11 protein-coding genes are annotated in these 14,976 nt (G+C 52.1%); 10 read left to right on the top strand and 1 reads right to left on the bottom strand.

The window, feature by feature from the left end; all coding sequences use genetic code 11:
* Nucleotides 1-3: 3 nt before the first annotated feature.
* The 9 genes from GT409_RS04340 (at nt 4) to GT409_RS04300 (ending at nt 11,923) form a co-directional block, all read left to right on the top strand.
* On the top strand, nt 4-2,862 hold the full coding sequence (locus tag GT409_RS04340) for an alpha-mannosidase (RefSeq protein WP_160627289.1): 2,859 nt from the start codon (nt 4-6) through the stop codon (nt 2,860-2,862).
* A gap of 96 nt (nt 2,863-2,958) precedes the next feature.
* Nucleotides 2,959-4,263 carry a hypothetical protein gene (locus GT409_RS04335; RefSeq protein WP_160627287.1) on the top strand — a complete coding sequence of 435 codons (1,305 nt, stop codon included), beginning with the start codon at nt 2,959-2,961 and terminating at the stop codon, nt 4,261-4,263.
* 39 nt (nt 4,264-4,302) lie between these two features.
* Nucleotides 4,303-5,682 (top strand): MFS transporter, encoded by a 1,380-nt coding sequence (locus GT409_RS04330; RefSeq protein ID WP_160627285.1) that lies wholly within the window; start codon nt 4,303-4,305, stop codon nt 5,680-5,682.
* A 14-nt stretch (nt 5,683-5,696) separates the two neighbouring features.
* A complete protein-coding gene (locus GT409_RS04325) occupies nt 5,697-7,679 on the top strand; it encodes a phospholipase effector Tle1 domain-containing protein (protein ID WP_160627283.1) in 1,983 nt (660 codons plus the stop codon).
* On the top strand, nt 7,679-8,233 hold the full coding sequence (locus GT409_RS04320; RefSeq protein WP_160627281.1) for a hypothetical protein: 555 nt from the start codon (nt 7,679-7,681) through the stop codon (nt 8,231-8,233). The genes GT409_RS04325 and GT409_RS04320 overlap by 1 nt, the downstream gene beginning before the upstream one ends.
* A gap of 126 nt (nt 8,234-8,359) precedes the next feature.
* Entirely contained in the window at nt 8,360-8,662 is a 303-nt protein-coding gene (locus GT409_RS04315; RefSeq protein WP_160627279.1) for a hypothetical protein, read from the top strand.
* A gap of 69 nt (nt 8,663-8,731) precedes the next feature.
* Nucleotides 8,732-10,381: a LamG-like jellyroll fold domain-containing protein gene (locus GT409_RS04310; RefSeq protein ID WP_160627277.1), complete on the top strand. Its 1,650-nt coding sequence runs from the start codon at nt 8,732-8,734 to the stop codon at nt 10,379-10,381.
* The gene (locus tag GT409_RS04305; RefSeq protein WP_160627276.1) at nt 10,381-10,830 is read left to right on the top strand and encodes a hypothetical protein; all 450 of its coding nucleotides are present in this window, start codon (nt 10,381-10,383) and stop codon (nt 10,828-10,830) included. Before GT409_RS04310 ends, GT409_RS04305 begins: the two co-directional genes overlap by 1 nt.
* Before the next feature lie 94 nt (nt 10,831-10,924).
* On the top strand, nt 10,925-11,923 hold the full coding sequence (locus tag GT409_RS04300) for a transposase (RefSeq protein ID WP_160627274.1): 999 nt from the start codon (nt 10,925-10,927) through the stop codon (nt 11,921-11,923).
* Between the two features lie 117 nt (nt 11,924-12,040).
* On the opposite strand, the gene GT409_RS04295 is transcribed toward GT409_RS04300, so the two are convergent.
* On the bottom strand, nt 12,041-13,210 hold the full coding sequence (locus GT409_RS04295; RefSeq protein ID WP_160627272.1) for a substrate-binding domain-containing protein: 1,170 nt from the start codon (nt 13,208-13,210) through the stop codon (nt 12,041-12,043).
* Between the two features lie 368 nt (nt 13,211-13,578).
* Between GT409_RS04295 and GT409_RS04290 the strand changes: the two genes are divergently transcribed.
* On the top strand, nt 13,579-14,976 hold the full coding sequence (locus GT409_RS04290) for an MFS transporter (RefSeq protein ID WP_160627271.1): 1,398 nt from the start codon (nt 13,579-13,581) through the stop codon (nt 14,974-14,976).

The following is a 14,976-nucleotide window of genomic DNA, read 5'->3' as shown; positions in this document are numbered from 1 at the left end:
TTTATGAAATACGACATGCATTTGATTATGAATACGCACTGGGACCGCGAGTATCGCTGGTCGTTCCGCGAAACCCAGATGCGGCTGATGGAGGCGGGTGATATTCTCATCGATACGATGGAGAAGGACTCGCGGTTTAAATATTTTCATCCCGACTCGCAGGCGTCCTTTCTGGAGGACTATCTGGAGCTGCGTCCGGAAAACAAAGAGCGGGTTCACAAGCTGGTGGGCGAAGGCCGCATTCTGGCCGGACCGTGGTACACGCTGCCGGCCGAGTTTCTCGTCAGCGGCGAAGCGCTGACGCGCAACCTGCTGATGGGCCACCGCATCGCCGGTGATATGGGCGGCGTGATGAAGTGCGCCTACAATATTTTCTCGTGGGGGCAGGTGAGCCAGCTGCCGCAGATCTATCGTCAGTTCGGCATGGACACGATCCTGTTCTATCGCGGGATTGACCAGTCGAAGCTCGACAAGCTGGAGTTCTGGTGGGAAGCGCCCGACGGATCGCGCGCGATGGGGCATACGTTCGGCTCCTATCATCGCCTGAACTTCTGGGTGTATGTCTACGGTCCGTATATCAAAGGTCTGGTTCAGGAGGGTTCGCCGTCGAGCGGAAGCTTCAGCATTGAGAGCATTCGCGACGGCGGCGGCGTGCTGGTGCATATGAGTGATGATGCCAGCAAAGACGATATCAATTTTCATACGCTCAATCAGCCGAAGGCCAACAGCATTGACGCGGCCATGCAGGGCATGCAGACGCTGCTCGACAGCGTGAAGGATATTTCATCGACCAGCAACCTGCTGTTTCTTCAGGGATTTGATCAGGAAAATCCGGATCCGATTGTTCCGGACCTGATCGATCAGATTAACGAGCGCATCGACTATGGGAAAATCCATATCAGCAGCCTGCCCCAGTATGTGAAAAAAGTTCGCGCCGAGCTGGAGGAGACCGGCAAGGACAAAGACCTCGTCACCATGACGGGGGAGATGCTCAGCGTGGAAAGCAACGGCGATGCGTTTGCTCCGCTGTATGTCGGCGTCTTTTCCGCCCGTATGCCGCTCAAACTGATGAATGACGATGCGCAGTATCGCCTCGAAAAATGGGCGGAGCCCGCCGCCTGCTGGCAGAAACTGATCGGCGGTGAATACCCGGAAACCGTGCTGCGCATGGCGTGGAAAAATATTCTGCAGAACCAGCAGCATGACGGAATCGGCGGCTGTCATGTCGACCGCATCCAGCTGGCGATGGAGGAGCGCTATCGCGAAGCCAACGATATTTCCGAAGCGGTCACGCGCGATGCGCTCAAGGCGTTGACGGCACAGATCGATTTTTCCAATCTCGGTGACAAAGAGATCGGCGTGACGGTGTTCAATTCCACGCTGACTGTTCGTCAAGAAGTGGTCGAGTTTGTGGTCGACGTTCCGCACGAGTGGGGCATGCGCAAGATTCCGGGACATCACTACAAAGTTCCAATGATGGTGGAGGTGTTCGATGCGGACGGGAACGAAGTCCGTGCGCAGATCTGCGGGATTGAAGATGATTCGGTTTATGCCTATCTGAAGTACGGATCGGCATTCAACTTCGATTCTACCCGCATCAAAATTGCGATTGATGCTGACGTTCCGGCCATGGGTTGGAGCAGTTTCAAGGTGGTTCCCAAGCAGGCCGCTTCGCGTCCAGTCGATCTGATCTGCTCCGAACCGAATGTGCTGGAAAATGAATTTCTGCGGGCAATGATTCACGGCGACGGAACGGTAAACCTGCTCGATAAACAGACCGATGAAATCTACTGCGGACTGAATGCATTTGAAGATGAAGGCGAGTGCGGCGGTCCGCTCACGCACGTGACGCCGAACGAGCCGGGGCTTTATTCAACCAATGATCAGCCGGCTTCCATTGCGCTGGTTCAAAACGGCCCGCTCTGTTCGACTCTGCGGGTAGAGCGCGACTGGTTGCTTCCGGAAGGGCTCGATGCGGAACGCAGGATTCATGTGCCGCACGGCGCGGAGTGGGTCGACTACGGCGCGCTGAAACGTTCTGCGGTCAAGAAAGCGGTGAAGTTGGTCACCGAGATCACGTTGCGCAGAGACAGCCGCCGTCTGGAGTTTTCAACGAGCGTGGAAAATACGGTGAAAGATCATCGCCTGCGCGTTCTTTTCCCGAGCGGCTTAGAGAAAGCATCCGTCTGTCATGTGGATTCTCCCTATGATGTGGTGGAGCGCGGGATCGCAATTCCGGATTCCACCGGCTGGTATGAAGAGGCCGCGAAAACGCTGCCGACCTCTTCGTTCGTGGATGTCAGCGACGGAACGAACGGCCTGGCGGTAATGCATGCCGGGCTGTCGGAATATGAAGTGACAGACAATAAGCAGCGGGCGATTGCTTTGACGCTGCTGCGCTGTTTCGGGACGGCGGGTAATCCGAGCGAGACCCATCAGGATCAGGCGCTGGCGCAATGCCAGGGAACGCATGTGTTTAAGTATGCCGTGCAACCGCACGCCGGTGGATGGCAGCAGGCCGGTGTGGTTGCCGAAGCGTTGTGTTTCAATGCACCGCTGCGCGTCGCCGAATGTACTCCGCACAAAGGATCTCTGCCGCAGGTGCATTCATTCTTTACGGCGGATGATGACCGGCTTGTGCTGTCAGCCCTGAAGCAGGCGGAGCACGAAGATGCGCTCGTTCTGCGCGGCTACAACCCGACTCGTGAAGATCTGGATGTGACGATTACGCTTCCGGAAAATATTGCGGCTGTCGAACAGGTGACGCTTGAAGAGAAGGCTTTCGAGACTCTGTCCGTTTCCAACGGCTCTGTTTCGCTGAAGGTCGGCAAAGGCGAAATTGTGAATCTGTTGCTCAAATAGAGAAAGGAATAGCCACGAAAATACGAGAAGGAACAAAGAGAATCATGGATTCTCATTTTCGTGAGTTTTTGTGTTTTTTGTGGCTAAATCTCCTTCATGAATAGAATCCTGATTTATTGTTTGTTAATTGGATGTTTTGAGGCTGCTGCTTTGGAGCAGCCGGCACAGCGGACGCTGGTGTTTATGCGGACGCAGGGAGATGTTCTGGATGAGGGGCATCCGGATACATTTACTGCTGACGCGCTGAAAGAGGTTGCGCGGCATTTTCCGGAGTATGATGACGGCAATGAAATCAATATCGGAGTCGGCTGTATATTTTCCTATCTGCGTTATGACCTGAAGGCGGTAGAGGAATCCCTGCGTCGGTTTCTGGCGGCTTCGGAAAAAGCCGACATTCCGGTATGGATTAAACTGGATGGCGAGCAGTGGTGGGATGCGCGTCCGGACTTATGGAACTGGTGGGATCCGTCGAAGCCCGGTTATGATCCTGAGAATGCAAAAAATGTTGAGTGGACCCACTGGTCCCCGGAGCATGCTCTGAAAATTGCCTGGCGCGACTGGGGCCGCCAGCTTCGCGTGCTGCCGCCGCCCAATCTGATGAGCCCGGCCTATCGCCAGGCTTGTCACAAGGCGATGGAGCGGCTCGTTCCGATCATTGCCAAGTGGTACAGCGACCTGCCGGAAAAAAAGAAGGGACTGTTGGTCGGGTTGAATGTTGGGTGGGAAAGCGGAATCGGAACCAGTTCCTACTATTTTCCCAACGGCAATGAGCTGCTCGTTCAGCCCGAAGCCGGCGATCCGCCCGGCGGCGCGCTGGTGATTGATGATGTGCTCAGCCGCGGCCAGCAGCAGATCGGATATGCCGCGGTTTTAACAGCAGGCATCCGGACCACTGGAGATATTACCGAAAACGATCTTGTTGAGGTGATTCGTCGTCATCTGCTCGACCTTTCAAAAAAAGCGCGCGAACTCGGTATTCCGAAAGACAGGCTCTATACCCATTCGTTCGGAAATGCGAAGGGCGAAAGACTGTACGATGCGGCGGTGAATGATCTGGCTCTGCCGGGGTGGAGCGAATACTGGAATTCGACTGATATCATGAAAAACAAAGGGGTGCTGCGCAACCTGCACCGCCCGCAGGTGGAGCAGTGGGGGTCGGTTGAATGGCTGCTGCTTTATCCGGTGACCGATGCGCAGAAGTGGTACACGGCAATTAAACGGACGATGAATGCGCCCGGTCTGAAGATGATGTGTATTTATAACTGGGAGATTGTAGACAAACCCGGCAGTGAAGTGATTCGGGTTGCAAACCGGGTGATTGCTGAGGGGCTGGATCCAGAGCCGCTTCCGGAATGGACCGGAAAGCCGATTTCAAGCCTGTACGATATGGATGGAAAGTAGGACCGGCTTCCAGCCAGCCTGCGTTGCAAGGAAATTTCAATGAACCAATTGAAAAAGCGCGACAAACTGTTTTATGGCCTTGGAGCGGTGTCCGATGTGATCATGGCGAACATTATCTTTCAGCTCGCCATGCCGATTTATAACATTGAGCTGAAGGTGAGCGCGGCCGCGATCGGGCTGGCGATTTCTCTTCCGCGGCTCTGGGACGCTTTTACCGACCCGTTTATGGGTAATATTTCCGACAACACCCGCAGTCGCTTTGGGCGACGCCGTCCGTGGCTGGCGCTCGGCTCCCTGCTGGCGGGAACGTTTTGCGCGTTGATGTGGATGCCGCCGGAAGGCCTGGGGGAATCCGGATACTTTACCTACTTCCTGGTTGCCTCCATTCTCTTTTTTACGGCCTACACCGTGTTTTCCGTGCCGTACAATGCGCTTGGGTTTGAAATGACGCCGGACTACGACGAGCGCACCAGTGTGATGTCGTATAAAACGTTCATCATGAATATCGGTTCCACGCTGTTTCTGCCGTGGGTCTACAAAATGTGCTTCATCCCGGCCTTCGGCGGCACTCCGCTTCAGGGTGTCCGGATGGTTGGAATCATCATCGGTGTTGTGATTTTTGTGTTCGGCCTGCTGCCGGCCATGCTCTGCCGCGAACGCGCGGAATTCCAGAATCAGGAAAAAATCAAACTGCAGGAGGCGTTGAAGTATACTTTTAAAAACAAAAGCTTCCTGATGGTGGCCGGGATTGTTTTCTGCATTCTGATGGCCATCTTTTTAGCGTTTCCGCTGATGATGTATATAAACCTTGCGGTTGTCTTTGCGGGCCAGGGCGTTGAAGCGGCTAAAGAGTCGTTCGCAACAATCAACGGCACTTATAATACGGTGTACGGAGCTTTGGGTATTGTTGCGGTTCCGGTGATCAACCTGCTCAGCCGCAGGTTCGGAAAACGACACACGCTGATTGGCGGGCTGTCGATGGTGGCGACGGCGTTTGTACTCAGCCCGCTGCTGTTCAGTGCCCGCTTTCCTTACCTGCAGCTGGTGATTGCTGTGCTGGCATCGCCCGGTCTCTCCTGTGTCTGGGTGCTGACCTCCTCCATGCTGGCGGATGTCACCGATGAAGATGAACTGACGACCGGCCTGCGCCGCGAAGGGATGTTCGGGGCGGCGTTCGGCCTGCTGGTGAAGTTCGGACTGGCCGGTGTAATGGCGCTCAGCGGCGTGATTATTGAATGGTCAGGATTTGATTCTGAAGCGGCCGTTCAGGCGGCGCGCACGGTTCATTTTCTGCGCTTTTTCTTTGCTGCTGCGCCGCTGCTGTTTCTGGCGGTCGCGATCACCTTGACGATCCGGTTCCCGCTCACCCGCCGGCGGATGAGCGAAATTCAGGCGCAGCTCAAGGCCGCAAAGGGCTGAATCAGATTTAGTCGATGCAGCCAGCGTTGTGTTGTATTGGTTATCCGGTGTCGAGCCTCACGGTTGGGCAATGGTACCACGTTGCGGCTGCACACAACGGTTCTAACAGCACGGTTCGCTTCTATATCGATGGAGTCGAGGTAGGCAATGGAATCTGTTCCGGGATTTCTGATAATGACGGTCCTTTCATTGTCGGAGATTGGTATTTGAACAATCGCCGCTACTTTGACGGGAGTATCGGTGATGTCCGGATTTTCGACCGTGAACTTTCCGCATCCGAAATAGCAGCGCTTGCGTCAGACAGCACTGTTGCCTCCACCAACCTGCTGCTGCACGTGCCATTGACAGAATCCTTTGGTGTGGTGGCTCATGATATCAGCACGAACAGCAATGATGGAATCATGCAGGGCTTTGAGGGTCGGGAGGAAACGCCCATCGCAAACAGCCCATACGTGACTTCCGTAGTTCAATTTTCCTACGACGCCAACGGAGCCCGCACCCATAAAACAGTCACAACCTCAGAATCCACAAACATCACGGAATATGTCTACGACGAAGACAACCGACTGATCGAAGTCGGTGGGGCAAGTTCTCCGAACGAGCCGCCAGAAACAACCCACACCTTCGCCTACGACTACCGCTCCCGCCGAATCTTCCGTTCTACGCCGAGCGAAACCAACCTCTGTGTCTTTGACGGCGGCCTCTCCATCCAGGAGTACGACGCCACCTCAAGCCTCACACCTCAAGCCTCAAACCTCACCACGGAATACGTGCGCGGCGAAGGCATGGGCGGAGGAGTCGGCGGCATGGTGTATAGCCTAAAACATAACACCACAAACCAAACACCCTCCATTATTTGCTCGCACGCCAACCATCGCGGTGATGTAATTGCCCGCAGTGATATGAACGGAGAACTTACATCTTTCGCACTGTACGAGGCGTATGGAGCCCGCCCGTACGAGTGGGGGGATGATCCCGACCGTCAAAAAGCCAACACTAAGGAAGAAGAGAGCGATTTGGGGCTGTTGAATGAAGGTATGCGCTACCGTGAACTTGATACAGGTGTGCTGCTAACTCGCGATCCCATCGGGTACGGTGATGGGCCAAATCTATACTGTTACGTCCACTGTAATCCGATTACTCATTTCGATGCTCTCGGCCTTTCGGACATCTTTATCGATGGGACGGCTAATGATCCCAACGATGGTACAAATGTTCATGACATGTATGAGAAGCAGCAAGAGGTGAATGAAAACGTTCACTACTTCGAAGGCCCAAAGGAAAAGCTGGATGGTGGGGACACGATGAGCATTGTTCAAAGTGCCTATGACCAAATTGCCAAGAACTATGCCGAAGGAGATAAAGAAATCAACATATTCGGCTTTAGCCGCGGTGGTGCTGCCGCGAATGAGTTGGCATGGATGATTAACGATAAAGGTATCGTGGGTGCTGATGGGACTGTCCATGCGAAACCAGGTGAAGCTTCAGTGAATTTCCTTGGGATGTTTGACCCTGTTCACTCGATGGGGCTTCCCGGGGGCGATTCCGATCCGTCTTGGCACGATAGCATTATTGCGCCGAACGTGAATAATGCAGCAATCGCGTATGCTAAAGATGAGACGAGAAATTATTTTCAGCCATCTATGTTCCAGAGAAGCGAAGGAGCAAACACGACAATTACAACCGCGTGGTTCCCTGGGTATCACAGTGATGTCGGAGGACATGACAGAGGGAATAGGCAGATTGGTCAACTTACCCAAATGTTTATGGGGGCGGCTGCGGATCATGCTGGTATGAACGTCCATCCGGATTATGCCGCTACTGTGGATAATTTGCGTTCAAGTGAAAGGATATATCAAACCGAAAACTTGAGTCCTCAGTTGCAGGGACGGCCTAAGTTGCAGTTGCCCAATCCTCTTTATCTTGGCAAAGCAATTCCGTTTAATGATTCCTTTAAGAATCAAACATTCTGGCAGCATTCTGAGAGGCAGAAATAATGAAGCTTTGGCCGTCAGTTGTTCTGTTGCTTTGTCTTAGCGTAGTTGCAGGGTGCATGTATGCTTCTATTCCCAATTATGCATCCCATTATTATGATGACTGGTATGGTGAATTCCATTCGGAGATTCGCTATTTGCGTAGTGATGAAGTTTACCAATTCCAAGTTGGCTACGAGGATCCAAGTTCCGGCAAGTTGAGTGGTTTTCAGCTGCCGGAAGATCAAATTCCGATTTTGCCTCGCTTTATTCAGGTTAACGTCGAAGGTATTGAGTTTGATCTCCATGAGCTAACTCCTGAAATGATTTCGTCGGTTTCCTTTCTTGGTCCACGAAAAGCAGGGTTCTTCAAATACGGTGACTCTGTTTCGTACATGACTAAAGGTCTGACGGTGCATTTTTATAATGACAAACCGGTGTACTTTCATTTCAACGGAACAGATATCGTCTTTAGGAATACTCAAACTGGGGAGTCTGGTTCATTGCCGATGAGTGTTCGAAAAATGAAATCGATATTTGGCACACCTTCGCGAACCAAAAAAGAAGTGGTGCTGTAATTATCGACTCGCTCCAACAGAAAAAGGGGTCAAAAAAGGGGTCAGTCCTATGAATTAATGTTTTTGTAGTCTTTTTTTCTCACACTCTGTGAAATTCAGAGAAGAACCGAACAAAGGAGGTAGACCATGAAAGGGTTGTTATGCGGAATGCTGCTGTTGCCGGCGGGAATGTCTCTGGCGGGGCAGTTCTTATTCATCGACACGTTTGATATTGAAAACACCCAGGACATCAACACGAATCCGTCCGCCCGTCAGTCTGGAACGCAGGCCGTGACAGAATGGACCGACAGCGTCAACAACAACTGGCGGACCCAGATTTATAACCATGCACTGCGGCTTTACGGGGTCAACGCAGGAGGAACAGTCGCTGTCCGGCTGGACCGGAATTTTGCTTCGGTCGCGAGCGAAATAAAGGTCATTGATGTGTGAGGGCAACCGAGCGGTATATTTTGAAAAACAAAACATTAATTCATAGGACTGACCCCTTTCTTCTTCCATTTGTACAGCGACGGGACGGCCGCCTATATAAATGATGATTCACAGGACTATCGGGACAGCCAGTGGCATCATGCTGTTATCTCGAAAAACGAAAACATCATATCGATGTGGGTTGACGGCAGCCTGGTTGGATCGGCCTCCAATGCCATGGAGGTATCCAACAGTTCAGACCTTTTGGTTGGATACTCCGAATCGGGCGACTCCCCGCAGCGCCGCTACTGGAGCGGAAAAATCGATGATATCCGTATCTATGACCGGCCCCTCTCGGAAGAAGAGGTGAGAGCTGTTTATACCGATGCTTATACCCATGAGTTTGCCTACGACTACCGCTCCCGCCGAATCTTCCGTTCCACGCCGAGCGAAACCAACCTGTGTGTCTTTGACGGCGGCCTCTCCATCCAGGAGTACGACGCCACCTCAAGCCTCATACCTCAAGCCTCAACCCTGTCCAAGGAATATATCCGCGGCGAAGGCATGGGCGGCGGAGTCGGCGGCATGGTCTATTCAATCGACCATCGGCAATCGGCAATCGGCAATGTTATTTGCTCGCATGCCAACCATCGCGGTGATGTAATCGTCCGCAGTGATATGAACGGCGAACTCACATCTTTCGCACTGTACGAGGCGTATGGAACTCGTCCGTACGAATGGGGCGACGATCCCGACCGCCAGAAGGCCAACACCAAGGAAGAAGAGAAGGATTTAGGATTGTTGTGTGAGCGGATGCGATACCGTGATTTAGAAACAGGAACTTTCCTTTCTAGAGACCCGATTGGTTATGAGGATGGCCCAAATATTTACTGTTATGTGAATTGTAATCCTATTACCAAATTTGATCCGTTAGGACTAAGCGGAATGGTGCCTTACGGTATGACAATGCCGCATGGTGCGATGGTTGCCAATGCATCGGAAGAAACAAGAATGGACTACTATGAGTCCTCAGCATTTATCGCAGATGCATTTGCAGAGGGAGCACTTGGGGGTGTTGCTATTGCAGCAGATACATATACGCTTGGCTTGTCTTCAACTTTGGGGGCTGCTGCCGATGCATATCAAGGGCCAGGGCGAGGAGCCAGTGAAGTTGCATCAGCTATCAGTTTCAATGCCGCTGCCGTGGCAACTGGTGCAGGCGCATTAAATGCATCAGGTAGTTCTATTGTTGCCGCGGAAGTTTATGGCATGACCCAATCGGCAGCATTAGGAGGGTCTGCATCGGAGGTCATTCAAGCGGGCGGTGCAGGTGTTTTGCTTTCAAGTGTTGCATCAGCTGGCTTATCTTCGGTGCCAGCCCAGAATGCAGTAGCAAATATGGCAGGTAATACTGTGGGTCAGTTGTCAACAGGAACTCCTATATCAGATTTATCATGGTCAAGTATCGCTATCAGTGGGGGAGCTGGCTATGGGGGAGGTATGATCATGGGACTGGGTGGATCTCAGGTAATGACAAGCCTTGGGAATACAACAATTAACAGTACCGAGGCTTATATTGCTGGTGTTCTGACAACTTGGCTATATGACACTGCTGCTCAGTCAATGAATCAGGATACAGAGAATAGTAACGAGTCATTAACGCAAAATGAGCAGGAGGACGACACACTGTCGGATTCTGCCAGCACAACGCCGACCTCAACAGATGAGGAGCAACAGTAATGCAGGATGCACTTATTTTTCGTGAAGAAAAGAGGCGGCGGTTGTTGCCAATGGTAATTAATGTGTCCGCAAACGTGATGGTTTGGGGTGGGCTTTGTGTTTTTGGTGCTCCTTTAGAAATTTTGTGGATTGTTGTCTTCATTCTTGTGGTGAATGGCATGACGTATTTTAAGCAATCGGGGCGTGAGTACTGGGTTCAGGTCTCCGACACCTCAGTTGAGTATCATGATTCTAGTAATGCCAAGGTTTCACGCATTTATGAATTTTCAGATGTCAAGCGAGTGAAGCGTTACTATGGCGGCATTACATTGTTTTTGAAAAGTGGTGCTATTCGGCGAGTCAATATTGTGGCATTAACTCTGAGTGACCCCAAAGCGTTTAAAGATGCGTTTTCGGAGCGGTGGAGAGCTTATGCAAAAGAACCTCCGCCCAGAGGAGCCTATCAATAATCCATTCAAAAAGAAAAGGGGTCAGCCAGTGAATTTTAAATCCAGGTTGCCTTTTTTACTTTTTAAGTTTATATTTTCATGCATGGCCAGAGCTTTGAGAATTGAATACCCGGGTGCGCGGTATCATGTGATGTGCCGCGGGAACCAGAGTCGCGATATTTTCCAGCGTCAGGAAGATGCGGATCTGTTTGTTCGCTGTCTGGGCGAGATGTGCGTTCGCAATCAGGTGGTTGTGTATGCATGGTGTTTAATGAGGAATCATTACCATCTGTTGCTGGAGACCCCGCAAGGGAATCTGGTCGATGCGATGAAGTGGTTTCAGGGGACGTTTACCCAGCGCTATAATGCCCGGCATAAACTGTGGGGACATCTGTTTCAGGGGCGTTATAAAGCCAAAGTTGTTGATGATAAGGATGCCTCGTATTTTCGAAAAGTGAGTGACTACATTCATTTGAATCCGGCGGATGCCGGTGTGGTTCAACCGGGGCAGCTGGCTGATTATCGATGGAGCAGCTACCCATTGTATCTGGCATCGCCTTCAAAGCGTCCGGAGTGGCTGAATGTGTTATCTGTCTTAAGTGCCTGCGCTATTCCCAATGATTCTTTGACGTCTAGACGGGCGTATGCCGCCTATATGGAGCTTAGGCATCAGGCTGTCGCTCTTGATCAATTGAGTGCAGAGGAGAGAGCAGACTGGATGCATATGGAGCGCGGGTGGGTGCATGGCGCCCGAGCGTTTCGGGATCGCATGGTTTCCTGCCTGGAAGAGAACGGGAAAGCACATTTAAAGAGTCTGGTGGATGCGGAGCAAAAGAGGGATTTGACCGAGGCGGCAGCAGAGGCTGTTTTGCAGAAGTGTCTAGCGTATTTTAGGATTGAGCAGGATGGGCTTTGCAGGATGGCGAAGTCTGCGCCGGAGAAGATGTTAATTGCAGGATTGTTGCGGTATCATTATCCAGTGCGTGCTGAGTGGGTCAGTGGACGTTTAGTGATGGGGCATTTTACAACGGTGAGCCGGGCCATGAAGTTTTATGATCAAGCCGAAGGGGAGTGGCTGAAGAACAAAGAGCAGATTCTAAAATTCATTGGCTGACCCCTCTTCTGGCAACCATTACAGTTCAGACTGAATGCCCCGCGAATTTAATGGAATCCCGAATCTTTTCTTTCAGAGCTGTTCTGCATTGATAATTTTGATGGTGGTTCGCCTGAATCAGCTGTTTTCTTTGCGGTAGGCGGAGGCGGTCATGCCGGTTTCGCGGTTGAAGGCGCGGCAGAAGCTGACGACCCCCGAAAATCCGCAGGCCGGGGTGATTTCATTAATGCTCAGATCGGTTTCGCTTAACAGCTTTTTGGCTTTGTCGATGCGACAGCGGGTGATTTCCTTTGCGATCGAACTGCCGATGGCTTCATCGAATTCGCTGTAGACCGCGGAGCGCGACATGCCGGTCTGTTCAATGACGGTTTCCACATTGATCGGTTCTTCAAAGTGATCCCAGATAAAGCGGATGGCTTTAGCAATGGCCGGGTTTTCAACGGCCGGGATGTCTGTGGAGCGGCGCAGCACCACTTCTTTGGGGGGGCTCAGGAACGGTGATTTCGGCGGCTTCTTGCCGTTCATGATTTTATCCAGAATCTGTCCGGCGTTATACCCGAGAGCATTCAGGTCGCAGTCGACGCTGGACAGAGGGATCGGTGCAAAGTCGCAGATGAGCGGGTTGTTGTCTGCACCGATTACAGCGACTTCTTCCGGCACAGAGATTCCGGCATCAATGCAGGCATAAAGCACGAGAATGGCGGAGTCGTCATTCTGCGCCATTACTGCCAGCGGCTTGGGCGATTTTTTGAGCTGTTCGACGAGCCAGTCGCGCACTTCCCGATAGGATCGTGTTTTGGTGCGGATCGGGTTTTTCCATTTTTCCAGGTGGAACTGTTTCCTGCTTTTTTTCAGGGCGTTTTCAAAGCCGGCGCAGCGCTCTTTTTCCAGCGTGTTGTTGTCGAAGAAAACAAAGACAAAATTCTGGAAATTGCGTTCGAGAAAATGGTCTGCAGCAAGGGCGCCGGTTTTTTCATGATCGCCGAGCAGGACCGGGTAGTGATCCTGCAGGGAATAGCCGATTCCAACGGTGGGAAGATCCAGTGCCTGAATGTAAGGGAGATATTTGGAGTTTTCTTCGTGGACCAGAGTGATGATTCCGTCGCCTTCCCAGCGCTCCGGCATGGTATTGGTTCGCGCCATACTGGCATCCAGGATCCAGCCGGCCTCTTTGGCATACTGCGCGATGCCCTCATGAATTTTTGCATCGTACCATTCCAGCGCCATCAAAACACGGGGACGAGAGGAGAACGCGCATGGCGCCAGTCGTTTTTCAGATGTTTTCATAAAAAACAGGGTGCCTTTTTTTGTATATATCGATCAATATAATTATCTATTTGTTTGTATGCTGAAATGGGCGGCCGGATTCCGCTGGCATAAACGTGTCGGTGTATGGCGGTCAGATATGAAGCCGGAGCGGCAGTGATGAGCCCGGAAACGGGTTCCCGTCTGCTGCTGGCGGCGGTTATTTTTAGATTTTATCTGCTTCCCCGCGAGCGGGTGCAGGGCACTCAAGGAGCGCTTAGCTGTAGGCAAAAGAAAGCACGGGTGCTCTTTAAACGGTTGTGAAATATGAATAATTCGTGTGGCACGAATGTGCGGCGAATTGGCAGTGCAGGACGGGATTTTATTTTTTTTCGTGTTATATTGGACGAATGCACGAAGAGAAGCATTTCCAGACGTTGTCGAAGGATAAGGTGCCGGTTCGCCAAAAAATCGCATTTGGGTTCGGTTCGATGGCACAGTGTCTGGGATCCTATTCGATCGGGAACCTTGCTAATTTTGTTTTCAATATCGGACTGGGGGTCAGTCCTTTTCTGGTAGGGTTGGCGCAGTCAATTCCGCGCCTGTGGGATGCGGTCAGTGATCCGCTGATGGGGCATTTTTCGGACAATGCCCGAACCCGGTTCGGACGCCGCCGACCGTTTATGCTGATCGGAGCGGTGTTGATGGGACTCTTGTTTTCCGCGATCTGGTGCCTGCCGAAAGGGTGGAGCGAATACGCCTATTTTTCATGGTTCCTGGGGTTGTCACTTTTGTTCTATACCGCCCTGACCGTGTTTATGGTTCCATGGGGTGCGCTGGGGCTGGAGATGACGCGGGACTATCATGAGCGCACCCGGATCCAGGCGTTTTCCAACCTGTTTGCCAACATCGGCGCTATTCTTATGCCCTGGCTGTTTGCGTTGACCCAGCTGGATATTTTTCGTGACGGACTGCAGGGCGCGCAGGTGGTTGGGGCCGGAGTCGGAGTGGTGCTGATGCTGACCGGATTCATTCCTGCTTTGTTCTGTAAGGAGGAACATTTTGAGGAAGTAGCCGGGCAGGAAAAGATTTCTTTGTGGGTCGGGTTGAAAACCACCTGTACGAACAGGGTTTTTATGCAGCTGATGCTGGCGGTGTTTCTGGCGGCAAGCGGCTTTTTTACGATCTCGACGCTGTCTCCGTACATTACGATTTATTATGTGATGGGCGGTGATACAAAAGCGGCGTCGGTGTATGTCGGCTGGGGCGGTACGGCCTGGGTGCTCAGCAGTATTTTGTTTGTTGCGCCGGTGACATGGCTGGCTACACACATCGGTAAAAAGAAAACTTTTATCAGTTTTCTCGGCATTAACCTTTTGGGGCATGTGTCAAAAATCTGGTGTTATAATCCGAGCCATCCCTGGCTGGTAGTGATTCCTCCGGTGTTGATTGCCGCCGGTTTTGTGGCGCTCTGGACGCTCGGGGCATCCATGATTGCCGATATCTGTGATTTGGATGAGCTGCACACCGGGGCTCGTCGCGAGGGGAGTTATCAGGCTGTTTTTGGATGGATTCTGAAGACCGGGATGTCCGTGGCACTGCTGGTTGGCGGCGGGCTTCTGGTGTTGACTGGCTTTGATCAGTCGCTTGGCGGAGAACAGGTTGCTTCCACTGTATTGTTGATGCGTGTGCTGGAGGCTGGTCTGCCGGCACTGGCGGTTGCCGCGGCGATTTTTGTTGCGCTGCGTTATCCATTGAGTGAGCAGCGGGTTCATGAAATTCGAGAGAAATTGAAACAGGGAAGATAG

Origin of the sequence: Tichowtungia aerotolerans (assembly GCF_009905215.1) — a bacterium.
Taxonomy (GTDB): Bacteria; Verrucomicrobiota; Kiritimatiellia; order Kiritimatiellales; family Tichowtungiaceae; genus Tichowtungia; species Tichowtungia aerotolerans.
The sequence above is the reverse complement of the archived record's forward strand: the minus strand, read 5'-3'. Positions and strand labels throughout refer to the sequence as shown.